Raw genomic sequence first — 25,646 nt, 5'->3', positions numbered from 1 at the left:
GCATGGCCCCGCACAAGGGGGCGTGCGCAAGACCTGACGTCGTTCAGGCGTAGCGCAGCTCGCCGTCTTCCAACTGCTCCTGCGTGGCCGCGGTGAAGGCGTAGTCCAGGACGGGCCGCCGGCCGCTGACGATGTCCGCAATGGCCGCCGCCGAGCCGCAGGCATGGGTCCAGCCCAGGGTGCCGTGCCCGGTGTTGAGGTAGACGTTGGGCACGTGGCTGGCGCCGATATAGGGCAGGTTGGACGGCGTGGCGGGCCGCAGGCCGGTCCAGAACTGCGCGCCGCGGCCGTCGGTCATGGCGGGGAAGAGCTCGCGCGTGCGACGCACGATGGCCTCGCAGCGGGTGAGGTTCAGCTCCGTGCTGTAGCCGTTGAGCTCGGCCGTGCCGGCAATGCGCAGGCGGTCGCCCAGGCGCGAGAAGACCAGCTTGTACTCGTCGTCCGTCAGAGAGACCTGGTAGCTGTGCTCGGGCGAGATCACCGGCAGCGTCACCGAGTAGCCCTTGGCCGGATAGATGTTGAGATGGATGCCCAGCTCGCGTGCCAGGCCGCGGCTGAAGCTGCCCATGCACAGCACGAAGCGGTCGGCGGCCAGGCGCTGCACCACGCCGTTGGCATCGGCGCAGATCACGCGGCTGATGCCGGACTCGCGGCTGCCTTCCAGGCCCAGGATGCGGGTGTCGTAGACGAAGCGCACGCCGGCTTCCACACAGCGGGCGGCCAGGGCCTGGGTGAAGCGGTGGGCGTCGCCGGACTCGTCGCTGGGCGTCATCGAGCCGCCGACGATCTGCTGCCGGCACTGGGCCAGCGCGGGCTCGATGGCCACGCATTCGTCGGGCGTCTTCATGTCCAGCTCGCAGCCCTGCTCGCGCATGATGCGGGCCGGTTCCTGCGCCGCCTCGTACTCGGCCTCGCTGGTGTAGAAGTGCAGGATGCCCTGGGTGCGCTGGTCGTATTGCAGGCCCAGCTGGCCGCGCAGCTCGCGCAGTTGCTCGCGGCTGTAGAGGCCCAGCTTGACGATGTTGCGGATGTTGTGCGCCGTGCGGCCCGGCGTGCACTCGCGCAGGAACTGCAGGCCCCAGCGCCACTGGGCCAGGTCCGCGCGCAGGCGGAAGAGCAGAGGGGCGTCCTCCTTCATGAGCCACTTGAGCACCTTCAGCGGTGCGCCGGGATTGGCCCAGGGCTCGGCATGGGAGACGGAGATCTGCCCGCCGTTGGCGAAGCTGGTCTCCAGCCCGGCGGCGGGCTGGCGGTCGATGACGGTGACTTCGTGGCCGGCCCGGCGGAGATACCAGGCGGTGCTGATGCCGGTGACGCCGGTGCCCAGGACGATGACATGCATGCGGAACTCTCGATGAACTGAGGGTTGAACGCGCAGGCGTGCATGACTCGGGCGAGGGGATGCCAAAGAGAGCGTGCGCCTGTGCGCGCCGCTCCCGCTGTCCTTGGTACCTGAGAGATTCAGCCGCAGGACTTCAGGGTCTGCGGCCTTGCTCCTTCGGCGGAAGCCGGGCTCGGGGCCTGGCCTCACTCTCCAGCATTCGGCTTGATGACGGATCCAGTACGGGGCCTGAGCGAGTATGGGAGCTTGCGCCTTCGGCGGCAGGCCCGCATGAACATGGCATGGGGTCTGCACTCTCCTGAATCCGACGCGCAGTGTACGTGGCCGGGGCGGCCGTCGGCAAGCGGGCTGCACGCGCCTGCGGTCTCCCATGGCTTTGTGCACGGCGGGCAAGTCCGGTGGCGCGGGTGCCGAGGCGCGCCCAAGATGCGCGCCAAGGAGGTCCGCATGGGACGCACTGCAAAGTTCTGCATCAGAGGCCGGACCTGGGCTGGCCTGGCCCTGATGGTGGCGTTCGTGGCCCCGGCTGCGGCGGATTGCCCGCCGTCCTTGGAGGGCCAGGTCCAGCAGGCCGCGCAGCTGCGAGCCTGGACGCAGGACGCCGCGCGCCCGGCGGCGCCCTTCCAGCGCGTGGCGCTGTCTCTGGCCGACTGTCTGTCCTCGCCCGATCCCGCCTTGCGTGACGAGCTGGGCTTCGAGCTGCTTTCCGCCTGGATGCGCGCCGGCCGGCTCACCCCTGAAACCCTGCGCCTGCTGCGCGATCGCTGGCTGTCCGTGCTGCAGGCGCCGCCGGACGCTCCGGGGTTTCACGCGCCCTTTGCGGCGCTGGCGCTGTCCGAGGTCGCCCGTGTCGATCGCGTCCAGCCCTTTCTGCAGCCAGCCGAGCGCGAGGCCCTGCTGGTGGCAGGCGCTTCCTGGCTGCGGCAATGGCGCGACTACCGCGCGCATGACGACCACGAAGGCTGGCGCCATGGGGTGGCCCACGGCGCCGATCTGCTGATGCAGCTGGCCCTGAACCCCGCCGTGGATGCGGATGGCGCGGCCCTCATGCTGGCCTCGCTGGGCGCCCAGGTGCTGGCCCAGGGGCAGGTCGCCTACCAGCATGGCGAGGGCGAGCGCCTGGCGCGGGCTGCGCGCTTTGCCCTGGCGCGCAGTGCCTGGTCGGCAGAGCAGGTGAAGGCCTGGCTGCTGACGGTGGTGGAGCCCGCTCGCGGCGGCAGCTGGGATGCCCGCCGCCTGCGCCTGGCGCACAACGCCCGCCAGTTCCTGTGGCCGCTCTATGTGGCCCTGCAGGAGCAAGCCGATGCGGGCCTGCGCGAGCGCGCGCTGCCCGCGGTGCGCCAGGCGCTGGCCTCCCTCGACTGACCCGGCCAGGCGGCGCGAAGCCGGCCACAGCTTCTTACAACGATGGCGGCGATGAACTCCTAGACTGCCTGCATCCACGACAGGAGATGGCGCATGGCGGCTTGGCATCGAAGCTCGGGAGCCCTGATGGTGGCGGCCCTGGTGGCGTGCGGCGGGGGCGGCGGTGACTCAAGCGCCAGCCCCACACCGACGCCCACGCCCACGCCGACACCGACCCCCACGCCTACCCCCACGCCGAGCCCTGCTCCCCAGCTCGCCACGCTCCGCACCGACCTGGGCAACCCATGGTCCCTGGCCGTGCTGCCTGACGGGCACCTGCTGGTGACCCAGCGCAGCGGCGGCCTGCTGAGGCTCAGCGCCGACGCGCGCCAGAAGGAGGTCATCAGCGGCGCGCCAGCGGTGGACTCGGCGGGCCAGGGCGGCCTGCTGGACCTGGCCCTCGACCCCGACTTCAGCCAGAACGGCCTCGTCTACCTGAGCTTCAGCGAGCCGGGCAGTGGCAGCGAGGCGGGGCGCAGCGGCACGGCGGTCTTCAAGGCCCGGCTGCAGGGCACGGCCCTGGTGGAGGGGCAGGTGATCTTCCGCCAGAGCCCCAAGGTCAGCGGCTCCGGGCACTACGGCTCCCGCCTGGTCTTCGCCCGCGACAAGACCCTCTTCGTGACCCTGGGCGAGCGCCAGCAGGGCAGCCCCGCCCAGGACTTGGGCAAGACCCTGGGCAAGGTGGTGCGCATCAAGCGCGATGGCAGCCTCCCGGCCGACAACCCTGCGCTCGGCCCAGGCGCCGCGCCGGGCATCTATTCGCTGGGGCATCGCAATCCGCAGGGTGCCGCGCTGCATCCCCAGACGGGCGAGCTCTGGATCAGCGAGCACGGGCCGCAGGGCGGTGACGAGATCAACCGCATTGCACCCGGCGGCAACTACGGCTGGCCGGTGCGCAGCTATGGCTGCAACTACGGTGATCCGGTGGGGGACGCCTGCCGCATCGGTGGCGGCACGCATGCGCCGGCCTATGTCGAGCCCCTGACCTTCTGGGTGCCGACCTCCATCGCGCCGGCCGGCCTGCTGTTCTACACCGGCAGCATGTTCCCCGAGTGGCAGGGGCAGCTCTTCTCCGGCAGCCTGGCGGGCCAGGCGCTGTGGCGACTGAAGCTGGCCGGCAACACGGTGCAGGAGCGCAGCGCGATGTATGCCGACCTCGGGGAGCGCATCCGGGACGTCAGGCAGGCGCCCGACGGCGCGCTGCTGATGCTCACCGACAGCGGCCGGCTGCTGCGCGTCTTCCGCTGAGGCGCGAGGCGCTCACAGGGGGAGGGCGAGGCAGGCGGCGTCTGTGCGGCCCGCATAGTGGCCGTAGCCCGGAATCTCCGTGAAGCCCTGCTGCTGGTAGAAGGCCAGGGCGCGGGCGTTGACGCGCCGGGTCTCCAGCCAGACGCGCCGATAGCCCAGGCGGCGGGCCTCGTCCAGAAGGGCAGCCAGCAGGGCCGCCCCCAGGCCTTGGCTGCGGGCCCGGGCATACATGCGCTTGAGCTCGGCCGTTCCGGGCGGCCCCTCAGGGAGCGGGCGCAGGGCGCCGCAACCCTGGGCCTGCCCCTGCCCATCCCGGGCCAACAGGAAGGCGCAGCCCGTCGACTGCATCTGCGACGGATCGAAGCGGGCGGCGCCGCTGTCGCCGCTGAGCGCGGCGAGCAGGGCGTTCAGCTCGTCCATCAAGGCGGCGGCGTCCTCGCTGCGGGCGTCGCAAGGCTCGATATGCCAGCGGGGCGCCGCGATGCCGCTCACAGGGTCTTGTACAGCAGGGCGGCCGAATGCAGCCGGCCTTCGGCGCAGACGCTGTGCCCGGGGATGGCGCCGGCGCGCTGCCAGCCCAGATGGGTGTAGACGGCCTCGGCCTGGGAGTCCGCGGGCGCTTCCAGCACCAGCAGCCGGCGGCCCTGGCGCAGGGCCGTGCACTCCAGCGTCGCCATCAGCTGGCTGGCGATGCCCCGGCCGCGTTCCTGGCTGTGCACCATGAGGCGCTGCACCTCCCCGCGGTGGTGCGCGTTGGAGGGCTGGGGCAGGGCCAGCTGCACCGCGCCCTGCAGCGGGCCATGGCCATCTCCCTCGCAGGCGATCCAGAGGTGGTGGTGGCTGCCCAGACGCGCGTAGACGCTGTGCCAGTAGTCCATGGCCTGGTAGCGGGACAAGGGGGCCAGGAAGCCCAGCGAGGCGCCGTGGTGCACGCTGTCGATCAGGAGGTCTGCCAGGGCCGGCAGCCATTGCAGGTCCCGCGAACCCAGCGCCCGCACCTGCACCGCGCCGCGCTTGCGTGCCTGCCCGACCACGCGCAGGCGGGCGGCGCCAGCGCCTTGCGGCTGGGCTGGCGGTGTCTGCAGGGGGGCGACGGAAGAGGAGAGTGCGGCCGGGGTGTAGGCAAAGGGGGCGTCAAAGGCTTGCATGGTGCTGCGCTCCTGGGTTCAGGTCGGCCCGTCGGGTGAACGGGTTCGCCTCATTCCAAGCAAGCAGCGTGCCAGTGCGCAAAGGCAGGCAGATGACGGGGTCAGCCCGTCCTTTCGGCAGGGGTCCAGCCGGGCTCGTCGCACAGGCGGCCGCGGCCGCTGCGCTTGGCCTCGTACAGGGCGGCATCGGCGCGGCGCATCATGTCCTCGACGCTGCGATCGCCCGGGCGCAGCAGGGCCCAGCCCGCGCTGAAATCCAGGGCAAAGCCCAGCTCCGTTTCGGCGCGCGCACGCAGCACCGCCCGCAGCCGGGCGTCCATGGCGCGCGGCCCCAGTTCGTCACTGCGGGCCAGCAGCACGCAGAACTCCTCGCCGCCCACGCGCCCGGCCAGGTCGCCCACGCGCAGCACCTGCTGCACGCAGCTGGCGAAGAGGGCCAGGGCGCGGTCTCCGCCTTCGTGGCCGTGGTCGTCATTGACCTTCTTGAACAGGTCCAGGTCCAGCATGACCAGGCATAGCGGCTCGCCATGGCGCCGGGCCAGGGAGATCAGCTCCTCGGAGCGGCTGCCAAAGGCGCGGCGGTTGGCCAGCCCCGTCAGCGCGTCCGTGTGGGCCTGGCGCTGCAGGTGCAGCTCGGTCTCGCCGCGCCAGGCCACCAGGATGGCCAGCACGCTGACCAGCAGCATCACGTGTGCGCCGAGGATGATGGCCTGCGTGAGCAGCGCTTCCCAGCCCACCTCCCGCCCGAGGAAATGCAGGCTGGCGCGCAGCAGGGTGACGCTGGCCATGGCGCCAAACCCCAGCCCGAGCAAGGTGCGCCATGCCCGATCCTTGTGCTCGACGGGCGTGATGTGCCTGCTTTCGAGGCCCTGCTGCTCCGCCTCGCGCGGCCAGGAGCAGGCCAGGGCCAGCGCCAGCATCTGAACGGAGAGGCCCAGGCCGGACCAGGCGATGGCGAAGTGGTCGGCGCCGCTGCCGTCCAGCACCGAGGCGAGGGCCAGCACCAGGGGCGCGCCCATCATCGCCCAGCGGCCCGGGCGCCGGCCCAGCCAGTCCCGGAGGGCCAGCCACAGGGCGCTGAGGCTGGCGCTGAGGGCCAGCATGGCGACGAAGCCGCCCAGGCCATCGCTGATCTGGGCCCCGGAAGACTGGCGCAGCCACAGCGCCATCCAGCCCACGCACTGCAGCGCGATATAGCCTTGCGCGAAGCGGGCCGCACGGCTCACGGCGGCGCCCATCAGCAGGGGCAGCATCACCATGAGGCTCAGCAGCTCCAGCAGGAGCAGGCTCAGCAGCGTGGGGGTGTCCAGGAGCATGGGGTCGAGTCTTGCCTGGGAGCGGGGCGTTTCCCATTGTGGGGCTGGCCGGCCGCAAAAGTCACGCGATGGTGCACACCACCGTGGGGCCGATCACTGGAAGGCCACCTCGGCAAAGCTGCGCAGCTTGCGGCTGTGCAGCTTGCCGGCCGGGCTGGCGCGCAGCAGCTCGATGGCGCGCAGGCCGATCCGCAGGTGCTGGTCCACCCGCTCGCGGTAGAACTGGTTGGCCATGCCGGGCAGCTTGATCTCGCCATGCAGCGGCTTGTCGGAGACGCACAGCAAGGTGCCGTAGGGCACGCGGAAGCGGAAGCCGTTGGCGGCGATGGTGGCGCTTTCCATGTCCAGTGCGATGGCCCGGCTCTGGCTGAAGCGCCGCTCCGGTCCGCCCTGGTGCGCGCTGGGCAGCAGCTCCCAGTTGCGGTTGTCGGTCGAGGCCACGGTGCCGGTGCGCAGGATGCGCTTGAGCTCGAAGCCCGACAGCTGCGTGACCTCGGCCACCGCCCGCTCCAGTGCCACCTGCACCTCAGCCAGCGGCGGGATGGGCACCCACAGCGGCAGCTCCTCGTCCAGTACGTGGTCCTCGCGCACGTAGCCGTGGGCCAGGACGTAGTCGCCCAGCTGCTGGCTGTTACGCAGGCCGGCGCAGTGGCCCAGCATCAGCCAGCAGTGCGGGCGCAGCACGGCGATGTGGTCGCTCATGGTCTTGGCATTGGCCGGGCCGACGCCGATGTTGACCATGGTGATGCCGCTGGCATCGCGGCGCAGCAGGTGGTAGGCCGGCATCTGCGGCAGGCGCAGCGGCGGCAGGCCCGGCGCCATGGCGGCGAACTCGGCCTCGCAGCCGGCACGGGCCGTCCAGACATTGCCGGGCTCGACGAAGCCGATGCAGTCGTCCAGCTCATGGGCTGCAGCGGGGTCAGGCGGCGCCTGCATCAGCTCGCGGCCCAGGCGGATGAACTCGTCGATGTAGAACTGATAGTTGGTGAAGAGCACGAAGTTCTGGAAGTACTCGGGCGAGCAGCCGGTGTAGTGGCGCAGGCGGTGCAGGGAGTAGTCCACCCGCGGCGCGGTGAACAGCGACAGCGGCTCGGGCTCGCCGGGCGCCGGCTCGTGCGTGCCATTGGCGATGCCGTCGTCCATGGCGGCCAGGTCCGGCAGGTCGAAGCACTCGCGCAGCAGCAGGCGGCGCTCGGGTGGCAGATCACCCTCGAGATGCTCGTGCTCGCTGAGCGCGAAGTGCAGGGGGATGGGGGCGGTGCTGCTGCCGATCTCCAGCTCGGCGCCGTGGTTCTTCAGCAGCAGCGCGAACTGCTCGCGGTAGTAGCGGCCGAAGAGCTCGGGCCGGGTGAGTGTGGTCTCGTAGACGCCGGGCCCTGCCACGAAGCCATAGGCCAGGCGCGAGTCGCCACGGGTGAGCCGCTCGCTGCGCAGCCGCACAAAGGGATAGCAGGCTCGCACGCGGCCTACGTCTTCGCCCCGCAGAAAGCGCTGCAGGGCCTCACGCAGATGGCTCACCCCCTGCGCATAGATCAGCTGCACCTGCTGCCAGGCTGCCTCGGCCTCCTGGAAACGTTGGGGGGCGACGAAGGGGGCGGTGTTGGCAATCTTCATGAAGGCTCCTGGATCCATTGTGGCTCGGAAGCAGAGGCCTCGCGTTCAAGTAGTAAAGCTACTAAATGAAGCGAGATTTGCCGAATTCATTGGTGATTACGGGAAGTTTCCGAGGGTTGCTCCGATCTATTGAATGTAGTTTTACTTCAATAACATGCCGGCAGGCCGCGGCCAGGACCGCGCCAGCACCGGAGCGAGACACCATGAATGCGATGAACCGGCCCCAGGGCCGCGGCTGGCTTTGGGCCGGTCTGCTGTTCCTGACCCTCACCCTGGCCTTGGCTGGCTGCGGCGGCGGTAACGGTGGCGATCCCGCCGCGTCGACCCCGCCGCCACCCGCCGACGACCCCCTGCTGAGCCAGGGCAGCACTGCGGCTCCCCATCTCCTGCTGCAGGCGCTGCCGGCGCCCGGCACGGGCGGCAGCGGCGGCAGCACGGACCGCACCACGCTCACCGTGCACTACAAGCGCCTCGACGGCGACACCAGCGGCTGGCAGCTCCACAGCTGGGGGGCGGCCCAGGACCCGGGCTGGAACAGCGGCCACAACCCCAGCGGCAGCGACAGCTTCGGCGCGATCTACCAGGTGCCCCTGGTGGCCAGCTCCGGCACCGTGGGCTACCTCTTCCACAAGGGCGACACCAAGGACCACGGCGGCACGGACCAGAGCTACACCCTCAAGGCCGGCAGGAACGAGATCTGGCGCATCGAGGGCGACCCGAGCACCTATTCCGCCAATCCCAGCGGGGCGGCGCTGCCGGATCTCAAGACCGTCCGCGTGCACTACAAGCGCTATGACGCCAACTATGCGGCCTGGGGCCTGCATCTGTGGGACGGCAGCGGGCTGGACGTCTCACGCCTGACTGGCCTGAATGTGGGCAACTGGGGGGCGCCCGTCCCCCTGGCCCAGATGCCGGGCTACAGCGCCGGCAGCAGCGAGGTCGTCTTCGACCTGCCCGTACTCAACCCGCAGGGCGACGCCTCACGCAAGACCGTGGAGTTCATCATCCACGGCCTGCCACCCCGCGAGGGCGACAAGGACGGCCGTGAGCAGAACATCCGCGTGGACTACGCCGCCCTGCTCATCACGAACCAGATCGGCGAGGTCTGGCTGGTGCAGCAGGACGCGACGGTCTACACCGCTGCGCCGGACACCCGCTCCGTCTCCGCCAGCGACGCCCGCGCCGTGTGGCTCAACCGCAGCCTGATCCAGTGGCCGCGGGTGGACGCGGGCGGGGTGCACAAGCTCTACCACTCGGCCACCGGCCAGATCGTGGTGGCCAAGGACGCGAAGCTCAGCGGGGCCGATGGTGCGCTGGTGCTGAGCCGCTCGACGGCAGCCGTGCCCGCGGCCGTGGCCGAGCGCTTCAAGTACGTTGCTCCCGGCGTGGTGCTGGGCCTCAAGGACGGCGACCAGGCCCGCCTCGGCGAGCTGCTGAAGCAGCAGCTGGTGCTGGTGCAGGAAGATGCGAATGGCCTGGTGCAGAACGCCACGACCGTGCAGCTGGCCGGCGCGCTGGACGACCTCTATGCCTCCGCCGCCGCGCTCACTGACCTCGGCGCCACCGTGGCCGGCGGCAGCACGCGCTTCAAGCTCTGGGCGCCCACGGCCCAGGCGGTGCGCGTGTACACCTATGCGGGCAGCAGTGGCGATCCGCTCAGCGTGGACCTGCTGACCTTCGATGCCGCCACGGGCGTGTGGTCCCTCAGCAAGGCAGCGGACCTCAGCGGGCGCTACTACCGCTATGCCGTGGACGTGTTCGTGCGAGGCAAGGGCCTGCTGCGCAATTTCGTGACGGATCCGTATTCGGTGAGCCTGGGCCTGGACTCTGCGCGCAGCTACATCGCCAGCCTGGACGCTGCCGCCCTCAAGCCCGCCGGCTGGGACCAGAGCGCGCCGCCGGCGACCGTGAGCCGCAACACCGACATGAGCATCTACGAGCTGCACCTGCGGGACTTCTCGGCCACCGACACCAGCGTGCCGGCCGAGCACCGCGGCAAGTACCTGGCCTTCACCGATGCATCCAGCCGGGGCATGCAGCACCTGAAGGCGCTGGCCGCGGCCGGCCTGACCGATGTGCACCTGCTTCCCGTCTTCGACCTGGGCAGCGTGCCCGAAAGCGGCTGCAGCACGCCAGCCATCAGCGGCGCGCCCGACGCCGAGACCCAGCAGGCCGCCGTTGCCGCAGCTGCCGCGGGGGACTGCTTCAACTGGGGCTACGACCCCTACCATTACGGCGCGCCCGAAGGCAGCTATGCCAGCGATGCGGCTGACGGTGCCAAACGCATCCTCGAGTTCCGCCAGATGGTCATGGGGCTCAACGCCGCCGGCCTGCGCGTGGGCATGGACGTGGTCTACAACCACACCGTCGCCTCGGGGCAGGACACGGTCAAGTCGGTGCTGGACCGCGTCGTGCCGGGCTACTACCACCGGCTCAACGCCAGCGGCGGCGTGGAGACCTCCACCTGCTGCGACAACACGGCGACCGAGAACCTGATGATGGGCAAGCTGATGATCGACACCGCGATCCGCTGGGCCCGCGACTATCACATCAGCTCCTTCCGCTTCGACATCATGGGCCACCAGCCGCGCGCCGTGATGGAGCAGCTCAAGGCCGCGGTGGCCGCGGCCGCGGGCCGCCCGGTGCAGCTCATCGGCGAGGGCTGGAACTTCGGCGAGGTGATGGACGGCGCCCGTTTCGTGCAGGCCTCCATGGGGTCGCTCAACGGCTCGGGCATCGGCAGCTTCAACCCCTTCATCCGCGACGCGGTGCGCGGCGGGAGCCCCTTCGATTCAGGCAACGCGCTCATCGCCAACCAGGGCTGGATCAACGGGCTCTACCTGGATCCGAACGCGCAATCCGGCGGTCGCAGCCGCAATGACCTGATGTGGCAGGGCGACCTGATCAAGTCCGGCCTGGCCGGCTCGATCAAGGGCTTCCCGCTGCAGACCCACTGGGACGCCCACGTGACCCTGGAGCAACTCAACGGCGCAGGCTATGTGGCCGAGCCGGGCGAGGCGGTCAACTACATCGAGAACCACGACAACCAGACGCTCTTCGACATCAACGCCTGGCGCCTGCCGCAGGGAAGCTCGCGCATGGACCGGGCGCGGGTGCAGATCCTCGGTGCGGCGATCAATGCCTTCAGCCAGGGCGTGGCCTACTTCCATGCCGGCGTGGACGTGCTGCGCAGCAAGAGCCTGGACCGCAACAGCTACGACGCCGGCGACTGGTTCAATCGTCTGGACTGGAGCTACCAGGACAACGGCTGGGGCAGCGGCCTGCCGATGAAGAGCGACAACGGCGACAGCTGGGCGCTGATGAAGCCCCTGCTGGCCGATGCCTCGATCAAGCCCGGCGCCACCGAGATCGCCTGGACCCGCGATGCCTTCCGGGACCTGCTGCGCATCCGCGCCAGCTCCAGCCTGTTCCGCCTGCCCAGCGCGGCGGAGATCAGGCAGCGCCTGCGCTTCCACAACACCGGCTCCGGCCAGCAGGAGGCGCTGATCGTGGGCCAGCTGGAGGGCCGCGGCCTGGCAGGGGCGGGCTTCCAGGAGCTGGTCTACGTCTTCAATGCCGACAAGAAGGCCCGCAGCGTCGACATCCCGGCCCTGCAGGGCAAGGGCTACCGCCTGCATCCGGTGCACCTGGCCAGCGCCGCGGCCGATGCGCGCATCGCGGCCGAGGCCCACTACGACAGCGGCACGGGCCGGTTCACGGTGCCGGCGCGCTCGGCGGTGGTCTTCGTAATCGGCAACTGAGGAGGGACTCTGCACCAAGCACAAGGCCAGCCCGCGGGCTGGCCTTCTTCGTTCCCGCGGCCCCTCGCCGGGGCCTTGCGCTCAGGGGCGCGAGGGGAAGATGCCTTCGGTGGCGATGAAGCAGTTCATCGTGACGAAGGGCTGCATGTTGTTGAAGGGCTGGCCGCCGCCGGCCACGCTGCTCATCGTCGGGGCCATGGTGTTGCCGGGCGTGGCATCGGCATACAGCGTGGTGCGGGCCTTGGTGGCCGGCGCCTTGCCGGTGGGCGAGATGCTGTTGGCGTCATTGCTGCTGGCGACAGGTGCCACGCTGTGGCTGTGCGGCGGCATCTGCGAGGCGCTCAGGGTCTGGTTCTCGGTGCCGCCCTGCTCGCCCAGGTTGCGGTAGGTCAGGCCAGGGCCCATGCCGGTGTGGATCATGACGCGACCGCGCATGTCGGGCAGGCCGAAGGTCACGCGGCCGTCGCCGCCGTAGGTGGTGCCCAGCAGCGAGAACAGCGCCGTGTTGGTGGCGATGGGCAGCAGCTGGCCGTTCATCGCCGCCCAGCCGCGCGGCGCGAAGTTGAAGCCGGCGCACATGACCTGGCCGATGAAGGGCTCGGCCTGGGCCTGGGCTTGCTGGGCCAGGCCCAGGGTGGCGACGAGGCCCAGCAGGGCGCTGCGGATGCGGAGGGTGTTCATGCGTTGTGCTCCTTGATGTCGGTATGCGGATCCGGAAATGGGGTCAGGTCTTGCCGGTGCGGCAGAGACTCAGCGCTTCAGGGCCTTGCGGCGGCTGGCCGCCCCGGCGGCGCAGGCGGCCAGCAGGGCGAGGGACAGGGCTTGCGGCTCGGGCACGTCGCTGGCCTTGCCGGCGGGCGTGAAGCGCAGGTCGTCCACGTCGAAGACGAAGAAGAAGTCGCCGTTGCTCTTCAGCGTGATGCTGTTGAAGGCGTCGCCCGCATCGCCGGCCACGAAGCCCATGAAGTAGGCGTAGCTGCCGGCGCCGTCCGTCAGCGCGCCGCTTTGCGGGCCGTTGCTCAGCACGGTGCCGCCGATCGACAGCGTCAGATCGCCCTCGATCACGTCGCCGCCGGCCACCACGTAGAGGCCGAAGGCGCGCAGGGCGCTGCTGAAGGTGAAGGTGAGGGTGTCACCGGAGCTGAACTGGTCCAGGTTGCCAGCATCGTCCACGCCCAGGAAGTGCGTGCCCGAGGGGTTCCACAGGCCGGCCTGGTTGCGCACGCTGGGCGCCAGGCCCACGGCGGTGCTGCCGCTGACGCTGAAGCCGCCGGGCGGTGGGGACTCGAAGTCGACGAGGCTCTGGCTACCCAGGCCGGCGCTGGCGGTGTTGAAGCTCACCAGGCTGGTGCTGCCGACCAGCGCCGCCTGAGCGGCACCGGCCAGGCCCAGCAGCAGCGTGGGCAGGACGGCCCAGGTGCGCATTGGCTTGTGTTTCATGGGATCACTCCTTGCTTGTGCAGGCCCCGCACGACACGGGGCTGCATCAGGCGGGCTTGTACGCCTGTCGAGCGGACCTGGGCGGCCGCTCCCCCAAGTACTAGGGGCACTGGGTTGCGGGTTCGGTCCACAATGGAGCAGTCCAATCAAGTACCAATTTGCGGTCGAATGCGCTGATGCGGCCGGCCGGAAGCCCGAGCTCCCGCATGTCCTCCTTCTCTGTCGCGATGCCCGTGCTGGCCCATGTGGGCAGCGCCGATCCCGAGTCCGGCCGACTGTGGCGGTTCCGCCAGCATGAGACCACCGGCGCCCTGCAGGCCGAGGCGGCCGTGCCGGCGCTGCCCAGGGCCAGCTGGCTGTTGGCGGATGCCGCCCGTGGCCTGCTCTACGCCGCCCATGAGCTGCGCCACTTCGACGGCCGTGCCCAAGGCGCCCTGGCTGTCTATCGCCCTGGGCCGCAGGGCACCGAGTGCCTGCACCGGCAGGGCAGCGGCGCCGACAGTCCCGTCCACCTGACCCTGCTGGATGGGTCGCTGCTGCTGGCGCACTATGAGCAGGCCGCCTTGAGCCAATGGCGCCTGGACGCGGCCGGTCTGCCCTCAGGGCCGGGGCGGCTCTGGCCCAGCGATCCCCAGGGCCGATGGCGACCAGGTCCCGTCTGCCCGCAGAACGCGCCGCCTGGCAGCCGCGCCTGCAGCGGTCATGAGGCGGCGCACCTGCACATGGTGCGGATCAGCCCCGACGGCCGCCATGTGCTGGCCACCGACCTGGGCCTGGACCGCCTGCAGGTCTGGCGGCATGAGGGGCCGCTGCAGCTGCGGCCGCTGGAGGGCATCGCGCTGACGCCAGGCTCAGGGCCGCGGCACTTCCTCTTCGCACCCGGCCGGGGGGACCGCGTGCATGTGCTGTGCGAGGAGTCCTCCACATTGGCGACCCTGCATTTCGACGCCACCACCGGCCACCTGCAGCTGCTGGACGAGACCAGCGTGCTACCCGCAGGATTCGCCGGCACCAGCTATGCCTCCGACCTGCTGCTGGCCCCCGACGGCCGCCATCTCTACGCGCTGAACCGCCTGTTCGACGCGGTGAGCCTCATCGCGCTCGAGGCCTCGGGCCTGCCCCGCGTGCTGGACCACGTCTGGACGCGCGGCTCCTATCCTCGCAGCGCTGCGCTGGACCCCGCCGGCCGCTACCTCTACGTCTGCAACGAGCGCAGCGACCAGCTGGCCGTGCTGCGTGTCGAGCCCGGCATGGGGCTGAGCCCGACCGGCCTGCATGTGCCGGTGCCGCAGCCCGTCAGCGTGCACCTGGGCCGCTGGGCCGGGGCATGACGCTCACTTGACGGGGATGGGCGTGGCCCGGTCCACGGGCACCGCGGTCACGCTGTTCTGGGGCGAGCCCTCGATCAGGCGGTCCGAGTAGGTCAGGTAGACCAGCGTGTTGCGCTTGGCATCGACCATGCGCACGATGCGCAGGCGCTTGAAGACGAGGGAGATGCGCTCGTTGAACACCTCTTCCTGCTGCGGCAGGGCCTTGGTGAACTGGATGGGCCCGGTCTGGCGGCAGGCGATGGAGGCCTCGCTCTTGTCCTCGGCCAGGCCCAGCGCGCCCTTGATGCCGCCGGTCTTGGCGCGCGACACATAGCAGGTCACGCCTTCCACGCGCGGGTCTTCATGGGCGTCGACCACGATCTTGTGGTCCGGGCCGATCAGCTTGAACACGGTGTCGACTTCGCCGATGGTGTCCGGACGTGCCAGGCTGGCGGTCGCGCCCAGCAGGCTCAGGGACAGGCCGGCGGCCAGCAGCAGGGGGCGCCGCAGGACAGGGGTCAGGGCGCGAGGCAGGGCGGACGGCGCAGGCATGAGGGGCTCCTTCTCCGGGAATCACGAGAGGCCCACATTATTGGCGCGCCCCAAGGCGGGCAGGCAAAGGTCACCGGGGCTGCAGGATGGCGGCGTCCAGCCGCTCGGTGCCGCCCGCGCTGCGCACCAGGCGCGGATAGCGCAGGCCCTCGCGGTAGTCGATGCGCAGCGGCCGGTACTGCTCGCCCTCGCGCACCAGCAGCTCCAGCGGGGCCTGCCCCGTCTTGTTGGCCGTGATGGCGGCGGACAGTCGCTCGCCCTTGTAGGCCGTGCCATTGACCGCGACCACCGTCAATGCACGGCTCATGCCGGCGCGGAAGGCGGGGCTGTCCCACAGCACGCGCTCCACCTTGCCGTCGCGCTTGAGCACCAGGCCCAGGGAGTAGCTGAAGTCGTCGCTGCGCCACTCGCCGTCCTCGGCCTGGTGGCGCTGGAACTCGCTGGGCTGCTCGGCCCAGTCCAGGCGCCAGCCGGCGCGGGACAGGCCGTCCAGCGGCGCACCGGGGCCGTGGCTGTCCAGGCGCTCGCGCAGGAAGCGGGCCCAGTCGTGGGCCTGGACCTCGTTGAGGGTCGCGACGATGTCCTCGAAGCGGTAGCTCAGGGGCTGCTGGCGGCCGTCCTGGATGCCGAAGAAGCGGCGGGCGAAATCGTCCAGGCTGCGCTGGCCGCCGCTCTTCTCGCGGATCAGGGTGTCGGCATCCAGCCAGATCAGGGTGGATTCGGGGTAGTAGTCGGCGCTGCGCTGCCAGTTGCTCCAGTCCGGCTCGCTGCGCGAGCGGGCCATGGCGCCTTCGTTGGTGGTGTCCTGCAGATTGCGCCAGACGCGGCCCGCGCGGTGGCTGAGCATGGCCACGGTCTCCGCGAGGGTGTCGCGCATCTGCTCGGGGCTGACCAGGCCGGCACGCACGGCCAGCACACGGCCCCAGTAGTCCGTCTGGCCCTCGTAGAGCCACAGCAGGCTGTCCTGCATGGGCACGTTGTAGTCGGGCGTCAGCAGGTCGGCCGGGCGGCGGAACTTGCCGTTCCAGGAGTGCGCGTATTCATGGGGCAGCAGGCTGCGGGCGCCCGGGCGGCGCGCCCAGTCCTTGAAGTAGCCGGGCCGCACACCGTTCTCGCTGCTCTGGTGATGCTCGAGGCCAATGCCGCCCATGCGTTCGGAAATGGCCAGCAGGAAGTCGTAATGCTCGAAATGCCGCGAGGCGAAGAGCCGGTCCGCCTGCTGCACGAGGCGCCGATGGGCCTCCACCTGCGCCTCGCTGGCCTGCAGCTCCTCGGGGCTGTCGGCCATGATGTTCAGGACCACGGGCCGCGGCTGGCCCGGCGGATCGAGCTCGATGCGGCGCAGGTGCCGGCCGGCGAAGATCGGCGAATCCATCAGCGTCTCCAGGCTGACCGGTGCGAAGCGCAACACCTCCGGATCGCCGCTGCCCCCCTCCTGCACACGCAGGGCGCTCGCCTGCTGCCAGCCGACGGGCAGGCGCAGCTCGGGCTGCACCTGGATGCGGTCGACCCGGTGTCCGGCCGGATAGAGCACCATGCTGATCCACTGCAGGTTCAGCATCTCGCGGGTCATCACCACCCGGCCGCTCTCGCGGTTCAGGGCGCTGAGGAACTGGTGGCGGATCTCGACCTGGCGCACCCCCTTGGGGATCTCGACATGGAAGGCGCTCGGATCCACGGTATCCCGCGTCCATGGCAAGACCTGACCCTCCGCCTGGATCTGCAGGCCGGCGATGCGGTCCACCTCGCCATAGGGGCCATGCGCGCCGGGCAGGTAGCGCGGGTGCAGCAGGGTCAGCCGGCCGGGCTGCACGGGCAGCCGCTGGCGGACCTGGAAGACACGGTGGTCCAGGTCGGTGGCGTCCACGCGGACCTGCATCAGCCCGGGGTAGGGGCGATCCTGGGCCTTGGGAACCTGGGCCTGCGTTGGTGCCGGGCCCAGCGCGGCGGCGATCATGCCGGTCAGCAGCAGGGCGCGCAGGCCGTGGCCCTTTTTCGTGCTCGCACCAGAACGCATCGGTCCCTCCCTTGTTGGAGAGCGCACCATAGCGGTGTCTGCGGACTTTCGGCAGCAGGAAGTCCCGCAGTGACTTTGGGCATGGGGGCGTCGCCCGGCTGTGCTAGCGTCCTGCCATGCGCACCCTGATCTCACGCCTGCCTGCTGCCCTTCCTCTGTGGTCCCTCGTGGCGCCGATCGCCGCCTTGCTGGCCCTGGCCTGGCCGGGCGCCCAGGGGGGCGTGCTGGCCTTGGTCGGCCTGTGCCTCGGCGCGGCCGTGCTGGCGGCCGTGCATCACGCCGAAGTGGTGGCTCACCGGGTGGGCGAGCCCTTCGGATCGCTGGTGCTGGCAGTGGCCGTCACGGTGATCGAGGTGGCGCTGATCGTGTCCCTGATGCTGGCCGGCGGCGAGGGGGCGAGTTCGCTGGCGCGAGACACCGTGTTCTCGGCCATCATGATCGTCTGCAACGGCGTGCTGGGCCTGTGCATCCTGGTGGGCGGCCTGAAGCACCGGGTGCTGGCCTTCCGCGTCGACGGCACCAGCCCCGCGCTGGCCGTGCTGGCGGCCCTGGCCACGCTGACCCTGGTGCTGCCCAGCTTCACCACCAGCTCGCCGGGGCCCACCTTCGCGCGGCCGCAGCTGATGTTTGCCGGGGTGGTCTCGCTGGTGCTGTATGGCGCCTTCGTCTTCGTGCAGGCCTGGCGGCATCGCGACTACTTCCTGCCCGTGCAGGACGACGGCGGTGACAGCGCCGACCACGCCGAGCCCCCCAGCACCGCCGTGGCCTGGGCGGCCCTGGGCCTGCTGATGGTCTGCCTGGTGGGCGTGGTGGGCCTGGCCAAGCGCCTGGCGCCGCCCATGGAGGCCCTGGTGCAGAACCTCGGGGCGCCTCCCTCGCTGGTGGGCGTGATGGTGGCCCTGCTGGTGCTGCTGCCCGAGACCCTGGCCGCCGTGCATGCCGCTGCGCGCAACCGGCTGCAGACCAGCCTCAACCTGGCACTGGGCTCGGGCCTGGCCAGCATCGGCCTGACGATTCCTGCGGTGGCGGTGCTTTCGCTGTTCCTGCCGAACCCGCTGGTGCTGGGCCTGCCGCCCACGGGCATCGTGCTGCTGGTGCTGAGCCTGGTGGTTGGCGCCCTGACCCTGGGCAGCGGCCGCGCCACCGTGCTGCAGGGCGCCGTGCACCTGGTGCTGTTCGCCGTCTTCCTGTTCCTGGCGGTGGTGCCCTGAGCAGGGCAGGCTTCAGCAGTTCTCGTACTTCCAGTTGCGGCGCTTGCCCTCGCCCAGCCATTCGACGGCCTGGGCGATGCGCTTCTCGCGCGTCTCCTCGCGCTTGGCCTCGGCGATCCAGTCGAGGTACTCGCGGCGGTGGCCCGGCGGCAGCCGCTCGAAGAAGGCCTGGGCTGCCGGCTGCACGCTCAGGGCCTGGGCGAAGGCCGGCGGCATGTCCGGGACCGGCTTGGGTGCCTGGCGGACCTGGCGCTGCGGCTTGACGCCCTGGTCGATCAGGCCCTGTGCCTTCTTGAGCATGGCCTTGAGCTCGGCCTTGGGGGGCAGGTCCGCAAGCTGGGTGAGCTTGCCCAGTTCACCCATGCCCTCACGGCGCTCGCTGGCGCCGGTGACGGCCTCGCCCTGCCAGAAGCCGATGCTGGCATGGGCCTTGAAGGCCGCCATGCTGGTGAGGATGCGTCCGCCCCACATGAAATGAGGGAAGCCCCACTTGATGGTCTCCTCCACGCCCGGGCATTGGGCATGGACCAGCTCGCGCCAGAAGCTCAGCAGGGGCTGGGCGAAGGGGGCGGACTTTTCGATGTAGGCGTCGACGCGGGGATCCTGCATGGGCTGGTACTACATGCCGCGCAGCAGCGGCTCGTGCAGGCGGCCGGACAATTCCAGCGCGCCGCCGCCATAGTAGGCGCGTGCCCAGCCCAGTCGGCGCAGTTCGGCCACGGCCAGCTCGGCGCGCGCGCCGGTGGCGCAGTAGACCAGCAGCGGCGTTTCCATCGGCCAGTGCTGCAGCGCCATGATCTCGCCCAGTCTGGGCAGGGGCATGCTGTGCGCGCCAGGCAGGTGGCCGGCCATGAACTCGGCGTAGGAGCGCACATCGACGCGCAGGGCGTCGGGAGGCCAGTCAGAGGACGGCTCGGAGGCCGATGGCGAGGCCTCGGCGGGCGGTTCGGCGCCGCTGTCCATCATGGGCTCGGGCCAGTGCAGTTGAGAAACCCACAGCATCACGGTGACCTCCTGTCGGGTGATCAGAGACCGGACTCCAGCGCCCGTCCCAGGCGGCGCGCCAGCAGCACCGGCGTGCCGGCATTGCAGGCCGCCTGGTAGCCCAGGCGCTGCAGCAGGCCCAGCGCCTGCTCGGCACGGTGGCCGCTGGCGCAGTAGAGGGCAATCGGCTGGCCTGGATCCGGAGCCAGGTGGACGATGTCGTCCGCCAGGCGAGGCAGGGGCAGGCAATGGGCCCCGGCGACATGGCCGGCCATGAACTCCGAGTAGGAGCGCACGTCGATCAGCAGGACCATCTCCGCATCAAGAGGCGAGGGCGCCTGCGGCAGGCCGGGCGGCTCGGCCATGGCGGGCAGTTCGGTGATCGACAGGCCGGCCTGGACCTCAGGCGGCAGCAGCGAAGACGTCCAGAGCATGGAGACCTCCGAGAGGCGGCGGGCTTGCGCCCAGGCCCTCTTTTTACGCCTAAGTCGGCGGGTTCGCCAGTCGGTCGCCGACGGGGGAGTCTTTGGCGGCGGGTGTGCGAAAGGTCGCATACAACAGTCGGCAACCCGGCTTGACAGTGCGCCATCGGCAGGCGTCCACTGCGGTTGCAAGAGCCGGTCCGCGCTGGACCGGTCTGGCGACCGGAGGCTTGCGCTGTGCGTCACGACGCCGGCGAACGCAGCCGGTCGAGGGAGGCCCCACGGGCCGAGGGTGCCGGGTACGCATGGCAAACAAAGTCAGCGGCCCGGGCGAGTTTGCCGCGTTGTCAGCATGCCCATGCACAGGCGCGGCGTTCGGCTGAGTTGGAGATGGATTCAACCAACGCGTTCACGTCCGGATGGGGCTCGACGTCGGCCGCCGGAGCCCGGGGCTGGCTTCAGGGCCTGGGACTCAAGCAGAAGCTGCTGCTGGCGGCCATTCTTTGCATGGCGGCCATTGGCGTGCCGGTGTGGCAGCAGCTGAAGCTGAGTCAGGCGCTGATTCGGACGATAGACCGAGAGCGCCAGGGTGTCGCCCACGCCAGCCTCCTGCAGCAAAGCCATGAGTCCTTGGGGCGCCTGCAGGCAGCCAGCCTCGCAGGGGACGCTGCCGCTTCGCGGGCGTGGGACGCCGCACGGCTGCGGGAGCGCCTGGATTCGCTGCAGGCGCGGCTGGACGCCGAGGGCGCCTCCACGGCGTTGCGCCAGGCCGCTGACGAAGCCCGGCAGCTGGTGCGCCAACTGCCCATCGATGAGTCCCGGGTCGCGTCCGCGGAACCGACGAGGCAAGTGAGCGCTGAGCTGAAGGCGAAATTCCAGCAGATGATGGAGCTGGTGCTGGACGAATACGCGCTCGTGCTGGATCCCCGGACCGATACCTACTATCTGATGGCCGCCTGCTTCATGCAGGGCATGGAGCTGGCCGAGCAGCTGCAGGATGCCGCTGGCAAGGGCGCCTGGACGGACGATGGCAGTGCCCATCGGCTTCGCCAGATGATGGGCAAGGTCTTTCAAGCGAACCCGGCCATGTCGCAGGCACTGGCAGCGCCTCTGCAGGGGCTGGACGACAGCCTGGCCCGCCTGCGCGCGCAACCCACGGCCGAGGACCTCGAGCGCGCGCAGGCGGCCCTGGTCGCCTGGCTGGAAGTCGGTGCCTACCAGCTGGACCGCGAGCTGGATCACCAGCGAAGCGTTCTGCGCAGCGCGCAGACGGGGCAGATCCTGCTGCTGCTCCTGTTTCTCGCCAGCCTGGCTCAGCTGGGCCGCCTGATCGTGCGGGACTACCTGGCCCGCACCCAGGAAATGCACCATCGAGCCAAGCTGCTGGGACACGCCGAGGAGCTCGCCAAGATCGGCTGCGCGGAGACGGACCTGATGAGCGAGCAGGTCCGGTGGACCGCCGGCATGTTCCACCTGTTCGGCGAGCCCGAGTCCTCGACGCCCGTCGACCCGGACTGGCTCTACCTGCGCGTGCCGCGGGGCGAGCGCGACAGCGTGCAGCGCAACAGCCGCCTGGTCGCGCCCCAGCAACCCTGCGAGTTCGAGCACCGGATCCAGCGTTCGGATGGCAGCTTTCGCACGGTCCTGCACCGGGCCGTCATCGACCTGGACGACAAGGGCTGGCCGCGACGGGCGCTGACGATTCTGCAGGACGTCACCGAGCGCCACGACGCCGAACAGCGCATCGAGCGGCTGGACAAGAGCTGCCCCGTCACCGGGCTGTCCAACCGCAAGGCCTTGCTGGAGCGCCTGCAGCAATGCCTGGAGCCGCTGCGTGAGGGCGACGCCGGCCTGGTCCTGATGGTCATGCAGGTGCACCAGCTGGGCATGGTGATGGACTCCCTGGGCTATGACGGTGGCGACCGCCTGCTGCAGCTCGTGGCGCAGCGGCTGGAGACGGCAGCCGGCAAGACCGCACTGGTGCTGGCGCACCTGGGTCAGGGCGAGTACGCCTGCCTGCGGCGCATTCCCGCTGGTGAAGGGCAGGCGGAGCTGCTGGAGGAATGCCGGGCGCTGCTGCGGGCGCTCAACGAGCCTGTGCAGCTGGGCGACGTCGAGTTCGCCATGAGCTGCTCGCTGGGATTCAGCCAGGCGCCCCTGGACAGCGACCAGGGCCCCAGGCTGCTCCACCAGGCCCAGGCGGCCCTGGGGCAGGCGCGCGAGAGCGAGGGCCTGGTCTGCCGCTATGACCCTGCTGCGCATGCGCGCGCCTTCCGGCGCCTGGAGACGGAGACAGCGCTGCGCCGTGCCCTGGATCAGGATGGGCTGCACCTGCACTACCAGGCCCAGCTGGAGCTCCGGCAGGGGCGCATCATCGGCGCCGAAGTGCTCGCGCGCTGGACGGACCCGGTGCGCGGCGAGGTGCCGCCGGTGGAGTTCATCGCCGTGGCCGAGGCCTGCGGGCTGATTGTCGAGCTGGGCGAGTGGGTGATGCGCCAGGCCTGCCTGCAGGCCGTGAAGTGGCAGAAGGCGGGCCTGCGCCCGATTCGCCTGGCCGTGAACCTGTCAGCGCGCCAGCTGCAGCTGCCGGACATCGCCTGGCGGGTGCAGAACATCCTTCGCGAGACGGGCATGGACCCGCGCTGGCTGGGCATCGAGATCACCGAAAGCCTCTTCATCGAGGAAAGCCAGCACATCCTGCGCGCCTTGCATGCCATCAAGGCGCTGGGCGTGGAGATCTCGCTGGACGACTTCGGCACCGGCTACTCGAACCTCGGCTACCTGCGCCGGCTGCCGGTGGACATCGTGAAGATCGACCGCAGCATCGTCCACGACGTCGAGGCAGCGGCGCATGATGTCTCCATGACCCGGGCGGTCATCAACATGGCGCACAGCCTGCAGCTGAAGGTGCTGGCGGAGGGGGTGGAGACCGAAGGGCAGCTGTCCATGCTGATGGCCAACAAGTGCGACCAGATGCAGGGCTTCCTCTTCAGCCCGGGCGTGGATGCCGTGGCCTTCGAGGCCCAGCTGCGCGCGGAGCAGCAGCTGCCGAGGCATCTGTTCGCCGCCGAACGCAGGCGCACCCTGCTGCTGGTGGACGACGAGGAGAACATCGTCGCCGCACTGAGGCGCCTGCTGCGCCGCGACGGCTACCAGATCCTCACCGCCAACAGCGGCAGCGAAGGCCTGCAGTGCCTGGCCGAGCACGAGGTCGACGTGATCCTCTCCGACCAGCGCATGCCGGGCATGACGGGGGTCGAGTTCCTGCGGCGCGCCAAAGAGCTCTATCCCGGCACGGTGCGCATGGTGCTGTCCGGCTACACGGAGCTGCAGTCCATCACGGACGCGATCAACGAGGGCGCCATCTACAAGTTCCTGACCAAGCCCTGGGACGATGAGCGGCTGAGGGCGCATGTGCAGGAGGCCTTCCGCAGCAAGGAGCTGGCGGACGAGAACAGGCGCCTGGACTCGGCAGTGACGGAGGCCAACCAGGAGCTGGCTCAGGTCAACCGCCGGCTCCAGCAGCTGCTGCAGTCCCAGCATGAGCGCATCAGCCGCGAGGAAGTCAGCCTGCAGGTGATGCGCGAGCTGCTGGAGCGCGTGCCCCTGCCCATCATCGGGGCGGACCCGAGCGGCATGATCAGCTATGCCAACGAGGCATCGGAGCAGTTGTTCAAGCACCAGCCGGCGCCCGTCGGCCGTTTCCTGGACGAGGTGCTGCCCGACGGCCTGCGCGCGCTGTGGAGCGAATCCGGGGATGCCAGCACCCTGGTCCACATCGACGGGCATGGCTACCGGGCCCTGTGCCGTTCCCTGTGGGCCGGCTGGGAAGCGCAGCCGACACAGCGGGGCCGCCTGCTGGTGCTGATGCCCGTGGAACACGAAAGGGAGTACCTATGAACGAGCATCCGGCGCCTGCCCTGGCCGCCCGACCCGACGCCGCCAGCGAGCACCGCAGCGAAGCGCAACGCCAGCTGGAGCATCTGTTTCGCCATGCCTTGAAGGAGGAGCGGGTGAACCCCCTGTACTTCCTCCTGCAGCGCTTCAGGGCGCAGGCGGGGGAGGGGGCGTCACCATGAGCGCGACCGATGCCGCCGTCATGGTCCGCCGGATCCGGGACCTGCCGACGCCCAATGCCGTGGCGATGCAGCTGCTGGTCTCGCTGGCCGACGAGGACCTGAGCATCGAGCAGCTCACCCAGCAGATCTCGCTGGACCAGGCCATCGTGGCCAAAGTCCTGAGGCTGGCGAACTCACCGTTCTATGGCCTGCCCCGGCGCGTGACGCTGATCTCGGACGCCGTGGCCATCATCGGCTGGCGCTCCGTCCGCAACCTGGCCCTCGCGGCGGGCCTGGCCCGCAGCTTCGACCTCGGGCGATGCCCGTCCTTCGACCTGGGGGCCTATTGGCGTCATTCGCTGGCCTGCGCTCTGTGCGCGGAGGCCCTGGCTCGTGCAGGGGGGCAGGACAGCGGCCTGGCCTTTGCCGGCGGCCTGCTGCATGACCTGGGGCGCGTGGCCCTGGCCAGCCTGGCCCCGGAGGAGTACGCCCAGGCGCTGCGCTGGCAGGCTGACGAGGGAACCCGCCTTGTCGAGGCTGAGCACGCCTGCCTGGGCCAGGACCATGCCGTCGTTGGCGGCGCGCTGGCCGAGCAGTGGTTGCTGGCACCCGCGCTGGTGGACAGCGTGGCCCTGCATCACCAGCCGCCCGAGGACGGCAGCGCACCGCTGGCGGACTTGGTGCACGTGGCCGATTGCGTGGCCCACGGGCTGGGCCTGGAGGGGCGGGCGGACGAGTCGGTCCCCTCCCTGGCCCTGCACAGCTGGCGCCGCCTGGACATGGAGGAGCCGCAGTGGTTCCGCCTTTTTGCCGACGTGGAGTCGGAGCACGCTGTCTTGTGCCAGGCCTTCTTTCCTGGCGAGGGGTCTCCATGAACGCACATGAACAAGGCCCTGCCGGTGCACTGCCGGCGCAGGAGGTGCAGGCACTGCTGCGCAGCAACCAGGAGCTGAAGCAGCTCAATGCGCGGCTCAGTGAGGCGCAGGAGAAGCTGGTGCAGTCCGAGAAGCTGGCCTCCATCGGGCAGCTGGCAGCGGGCGTGGCGCATGAGATCAACAACCCGATCGGCTACATCTTCTCGAACTTCGGCACGCTGGAACGCTACCTGGCCGACCTGTTCGAGATGCTGGCGGCCTATGAGGCGGCGGAACCCCTGCTGGCGGGCACGAAGGTCGGCGCTGAGCTCTCGGCCTTGCGGCAGAAGGTCGAGCTGGACTACCTCAAGGAGGACATTCCGACCCTCATGGCGGAGTCCAGGGAGGGCATCAGCCGCGTTCGCAAGATCGTGCAGGACCTCAAGGACTTCTCCCGCGTCGACAACAGCCAGGAATGGGCCCTGGCGGACCTGCACCACGGTCTGGAATCGACGCTCAACATCGTCAACAACGAGATCAAGTACAAGGCCAAGGTCGTCAAGGACTACGGCGAGATTCCCGAGATCCTGTGCCTGCCGTCGGAGTTGAACCAGGTCTTCATGAACCTGCTGATCAATGCCTCGCATGCCATCAGCGGTGAGCAGGGCTGCATCACCATTCGCAGCGGCAGGGACGGGTCGCAGGTCTGGGTGGAGATCGCCGACAACGGCTCGGGCATCTCTCCAGAAAACCTCAACAGGATCTTCGACCCCTTCTTCACGACCAAGCCCATCGGCCAGGGCACGGGGCTGGGGCTGTCGCTGTCCTATGGCATCGTGAAAAAGCACCATGGTCAGATCCTTGTTGACAGCCAGCTGGGGGCCGGCACGCGCTTTCGCGTGATACTGCCCATCGAGCAGCCTGACGGGCCGGACGAGCAAGGCCCGGCACAGGCCGGATGATGG

The 25,646-nt window shown here is 70.1% G+C and carries 21 protein-coding genes and 2 riboswitches; of the genes, 9 read left to right on the top strand and 12 right to left on the bottom strand.

The window, feature by feature from the left end; translation table 11 throughout:
* Positions 1 to 43: 43 nt before the first annotated feature.
* The gene (locus tag O9Y01_RS05570; RefSeq protein WP_269630498.1) at positions 44 to 1,342 is read right to left on the bottom strand and encodes a D-amino acid dehydrogenase; all 1,299 of its coding nucleotides are present in this window, start codon (positions 1,340 to 1,342) and stop codon (positions 44 to 46) included.
* 87 nt (positions 1,343 to 1,429) lie between these two features.
* Positions 1,430 to 1,548: riboswitch (glycine riboswitch) on the bottom strand.
* Position 1,549: 1 nt separating this feature from the next.
* A riboswitch (glycine riboswitch) is annotated at positions 1,550 to 1,653 on the bottom strand.
* 136 nt (positions 1,654 to 1,789) lie between these two features.
* Here O9Y01_RS05570 and O9Y01_RS05565 point away from each other — a divergent pair.
* Positions 1,790 to 2,707, top strand: coding sequence for a DUF2785 domain-containing protein (locus O9Y01_RS05565; protein ID WP_269630497.1), 918 nt, complete (start codon positions 1,790 to 1,792; stop codon positions 2,705 to 2,707).
* Positions 2,708 to 2,800: 93 nt separating this feature from the next.
* Entirely contained in the window at positions 2,801 to 3,994 is a 1,194-nt protein-coding gene (locus O9Y01_RS05560; protein ID WP_269630496.1) for a PQQ-dependent sugar dehydrogenase, read from the top strand.
* Between the two features lie 12 nt (positions 3,995 to 4,006).
* Here the strand turns inward: O9Y01_RS05560 and O9Y01_RS05555 are convergent, their stop codons facing one another.
* The 4 genes from O9Y01_RS05555 to O9Y01_RS05540 form a co-directional block, all read right to left on the bottom strand.
* Positions 4,007 to 4,486, bottom strand: coding sequence for a GNAT family N-acetyltransferase (locus O9Y01_RS05555; protein WP_269630495.1), 480 nt, complete (start codon positions 4,484 to 4,486; stop codon positions 4,007 to 4,009).
* Positions 4,483 to 5,142 carry a GNAT family N-acetyltransferase gene (locus O9Y01_RS05550; protein WP_269630494.1) on the bottom strand — a complete coding sequence of 220 codons (660 nt, stop codon included), beginning with the start codon at positions 5,140 to 5,142 and terminating at the stop codon, positions 4,483 to 4,485. The genes O9Y01_RS05555 and O9Y01_RS05550 overlap by 4 nt, the downstream gene beginning before the upstream one ends.
* A gap of 101 nt (positions 5,143 to 5,243) precedes the next feature.
* A complete protein-coding gene (locus O9Y01_RS05545) occupies positions 5,244 to 6,458 on the bottom strand; it encodes a GGDEF domain-containing protein (protein ID WP_269630493.1) in 1,215 nt (404 codons plus the stop codon).
* Positions 6,459 to 6,551: 93 nt separating this feature from the next.
* Positions 6,552 to 8,072 carry an AMP nucleosidase gene (locus tag O9Y01_RS05540; RefSeq protein WP_269630492.1) on the bottom strand — a complete coding sequence of 507 codons (1,521 nt, stop codon included), beginning with the start codon at positions 8,070 to 8,072 and terminating at the stop codon, positions 6,552 to 6,554.
* Between the two features lie 203 nt (positions 8,073 to 8,275).
* Between O9Y01_RS05540 and O9Y01_RS05535 the strand changes: the two genes are divergently transcribed.
* Positions 8,276 to 11,833 (top strand): alpha-1,6-glucosidase domain-containing protein, encoded by a 3,558-nt coding sequence (locus tag O9Y01_RS05535; protein ID WP_269630491.1) that lies wholly within the window; start codon positions 8,276 to 8,278, stop codon positions 11,831 to 11,833.
* Between the two features lie 81 nt (positions 11,834 to 11,914).
* Here the strand turns inward: O9Y01_RS05535 and O9Y01_RS05530 are convergent, their stop codons facing one another.
* Both O9Y01_RS05530 and O9Y01_RS05525 read right to left on the bottom strand, forming a co-directional pair.
* Positions 11,915 to 12,514 (bottom strand): phage tail protein, encoded by a 600-nt coding sequence (locus O9Y01_RS05530; protein WP_269630490.1) that lies wholly within the window; start codon positions 12,512 to 12,514, stop codon positions 11,915 to 11,917.
* A 69-nt stretch (positions 12,515 to 12,583) separates the two neighbouring features.
* Entirely contained in the window at positions 12,584 to 13,273 is a 690-nt protein-coding gene (locus tag O9Y01_RS05525) for a PEP-CTERM sorting domain-containing protein (protein ID WP_269630489.1), read from the bottom strand.
* 206 nt (positions 13,274 to 13,479) lie between these two features.
* On the opposite strand from O9Y01_RS05525, the gene O9Y01_RS05520 reads away from it, so the two are divergent.
* The gene (locus O9Y01_RS05520; protein WP_269630488.1) at positions 13,480 to 14,604 is read left to right on the top strand and encodes a lactonase family protein; all 1,125 of its coding nucleotides are present in this window, start codon (positions 13,480 to 13,482) and stop codon (positions 14,602 to 14,604) included.
* A gap of 3 nt (positions 14,605 to 14,607) precedes the next feature.
* On the opposite strand, the gene O9Y01_RS05515 is transcribed toward O9Y01_RS05520, so the two are convergent.
* Both O9Y01_RS05515 and O9Y01_RS05510 read right to left on the bottom strand, forming a co-directional pair.
* Complete coding sequence (locus tag O9Y01_RS05515) at positions 14,608 to 15,135, bottom strand: CreA family protein (RefSeq protein ID WP_269630486.1); 528 nt, start codon at positions 15,133 to 15,135, stop codon at positions 14,608 to 14,610.
* Between the two features lie 70 nt (positions 15,136 to 15,205).
* Entirely contained in the window at positions 15,206 to 17,152 is a 1,947-nt protein-coding gene (locus tag O9Y01_RS05510; RefSeq protein ID WP_269630485.1) for a M61 family metallopeptidase, read from the bottom strand.
* Between the two features lie 116 nt (positions 17,153 to 17,268).
* On the opposite strand from O9Y01_RS05510, the gene O9Y01_RS05505 reads away from it, so the two are divergent.
* The gene (locus O9Y01_RS05505; protein WP_269630484.1) at positions 17,269 to 18,363 is read left to right on the top strand and encodes a calcium:proton antiporter; all 1,095 of its coding nucleotides are present in this window, start codon (positions 17,269 to 17,271) and stop codon (positions 18,361 to 18,363) included.
* A gap of 12 nt (positions 18,364 to 18,375) precedes the next feature.
* On the opposite strand, the gene O9Y01_RS05500 is transcribed toward O9Y01_RS05505, so the two are convergent.
* From O9Y01_RS05500 to O9Y01_RS05490, 3 genes are read right to left on the bottom strand one after another with little or no spacing between them, the layout of a single operon-like run.
* Complete coding sequence (locus O9Y01_RS05500) at positions 18,376 to 18,972, bottom strand: YdeI/OmpD-associated family protein (protein ID WP_269630483.1); 597 nt, start codon at positions 18,970 to 18,972, stop codon at positions 18,376 to 18,378.
* Positions 18,973 to 18,981: 9 nt separating this feature from the next.
* Positions 18,982 to 19,365, bottom strand: a complete 384-nt coding sequence (locus tag O9Y01_RS05495; RefSeq protein ID WP_269630482.1) for a rhodanese-like domain-containing protein — start codon at positions 19,363 to 19,365, stop codon at positions 18,982 to 18,984.
* 23 nt (positions 19,366 to 19,388) lie between these two features.
* Positions 19,389 to 19,781 (bottom strand): rhodanese-like domain-containing protein, encoded by a 393-nt coding sequence (locus O9Y01_RS05490; protein WP_269630481.1) that lies wholly within the window; start codon positions 19,779 to 19,781, stop codon positions 19,389 to 19,391.
* 378 nt (positions 19,782 to 20,159) lie between these two features.
* On the opposite strand from O9Y01_RS05490, the gene O9Y01_RS05485 reads away from it, so the two are divergent.
* Genes O9Y01_RS05485 through O9Y01_RS05470 form a run of 4 tightly spaced genes read left to right on the top strand, consistent with a single transcriptional unit; the run spans position 20,160 to position 25,643 of the window.
* Positions 20,160 to 23,669, top strand: coding sequence for an EAL domain-containing protein (locus O9Y01_RS05485; protein WP_269630480.1), 3,510 nt, complete (start codon positions 20,160 to 20,162; stop codon positions 23,667 to 23,669).
* Positions 23,666 to 23,848, top strand: a complete 183-nt coding sequence (locus O9Y01_RS05480) for a hypothetical protein (RefSeq protein ID WP_269630479.1) — start codon at positions 23,666 to 23,668, stop codon at positions 23,846 to 23,848. The genes O9Y01_RS05485 and O9Y01_RS05480 overlap by 4 nt, the downstream gene beginning before the upstream one ends.
* Positions 23,845 to 24,702, top strand: a complete 858-nt coding sequence (locus O9Y01_RS05475; protein WP_269630478.1) for an HDOD domain-containing protein — start codon at positions 23,845 to 23,847, stop codon at positions 24,700 to 24,702. Before O9Y01_RS05480 ends, O9Y01_RS05475 begins: the two co-directional genes overlap by 4 nt.
* Positions 24,699 to 25,643: an ATP-binding protein gene (locus tag O9Y01_RS05470; RefSeq protein ID WP_269630477.1), complete on the top strand. Its 945-nt coding sequence runs from the start codon at positions 24,699 to 24,701 to the stop codon at positions 25,641 to 25,643. The genes O9Y01_RS05475 and O9Y01_RS05470 overlap by 4 nt, the downstream gene beginning before the upstream one ends.
* The last annotated feature ends 3 nt before the right edge of the window (positions 25,644 to 25,646 follow it).

It is taken from the genome of Pelomonas sp. BJYL3, assembly GCF_027257975.1.
GTDB lineage: Bacteria > Pseudomonadota > Gammaproteobacteria > Burkholderiales > Burkholderiaceae_C > Roseateles_B > Roseateles_B flavus.
This window is presented reverse-complemented; position numbering and strand designations above follow the sequence as displayed.

Coding starts and splice junctions, on each gene's coding strand:
- O9Y01_RS05560 (WP_269630496.1), top strand. CDS start 2,801: ATGGCGGCTTGGCATCGAAGCTCGGGAGCCCTGATGGTGGCGGCCCTG.
- O9Y01_RS05535 (WP_269630491.1), top strand. CDS start 8,276: ATGAATGCGATGAACCGGCCCCAGGGCCGCGGCTGGCTTTGGGCCGGT.
- O9Y01_RS05525 (WP_269630489.1), bottom strand. CDS start 13,273: ATGAAACACAAGCCAATGCGCACCTGGGCCGTCCTGCCCACGCTGCTG.
- O9Y01_RS05545 (WP_269630493.1), bottom strand. CDS start 6,458: ATGCTCCTGGACACCCCCACGCTGCTGAGCCTGCTCCTGCTGGAGCTG.
- O9Y01_RS05550 (WP_269630494.1), bottom strand. CDS start 5,142: ATGCAAGCCTTTGACGCCCCCTTTGCCTACACCCCGGCCGCACTCTCC.
- O9Y01_RS05570 (WP_269630498.1), bottom strand. CDS start 1,342: ATGCATGTCATCGTCCTGGGCACCGGCGTCACCGGCATCAGCACCGCC.
- O9Y01_RS05565 (WP_269630497.1), top strand. CDS start 1,790: ATGGGACGCACTGCAAAGTTCTGCATCAGAGGCCGGACCTGGGCTGGC.
- O9Y01_RS05540 (WP_269630492.1), bottom strand. CDS start 8,072: ATGAAGATTGCCAACACCGCCCCCTTCGTCGCCCCCCAACGTTTCCAG.
- O9Y01_RS05505 (WP_269630484.1), top strand. CDS start 17,269: ATGCGCACCCTGATCTCACGCCTGCCTGCTGCCCTTCCTCTGTGGTCC.
- O9Y01_RS05485 (WP_269630480.1), top strand. CDS start 20,160: ATGGATTCAACCAACGCGTTCACGTCCGGATGGGGCTCGACGTCGGCC.
- O9Y01_RS05470 (WP_269630477.1), top strand. CDS start 24,699: ATGAACGCACATGAACAAGGCCCTGCCGGTGCACTGCCGGCGCAGGAG.
- O9Y01_RS05490 (WP_269630481.1), bottom strand. CDS start 19,781: ATGCTCTGGACGTCTTCGCTGCTGCCGCCTGAGGTCCAGGCCGGCCTG.
- O9Y01_RS05475 (WP_269630478.1), top strand. CDS start 23,845: ATGAGCGCGACCGATGCCGCCGTCATGGTCCGCCGGATCCGGGACCTG.
- O9Y01_RS05495 (WP_269630482.1), bottom strand. CDS start 19,365: ATGCTGTGGGTTTCTCAACTGCACTGGCCCGAGCCCATGATGGACAGC.
- O9Y01_RS05480 (WP_269630479.1), top strand. CDS start 23,666: ATGAACGAGCATCCGGCGCCTGCCCTGGCCGCCCGACCCGACGCCGCC.
- O9Y01_RS05515 (WP_269630486.1), bottom strand. CDS start 15,135: ATGCCTGCGCCGTCCGCCCTGCCTCGCGCCCTGACCCCTGTCCTGCGG.
- O9Y01_RS05500 (WP_269630483.1), bottom strand. CDS start 18,972: ATGCAGGATCCCCGCGTCGACGCCTACATCGAAAAGTCCGCCCCCTTC.
- O9Y01_RS05530 (WP_269630490.1), bottom strand. CDS start 12,514: ATGAACACCCTCCGCATCCGCAGCGCCCTGCTGGGCCTCGTCGCCACC.
- O9Y01_RS05520 (WP_269630488.1), top strand. CDS start 13,480: ATGTCCTCCTTCTCTGTCGCGATGCCCGTGCTGGCCCATGTGGGCAGC.
- O9Y01_RS05510 (WP_269630485.1), bottom strand. CDS start 17,152: ATGCGTTCTGGTGCGAGCACGAAAAAGGGCCACGGCCTGCGCGCCCTG.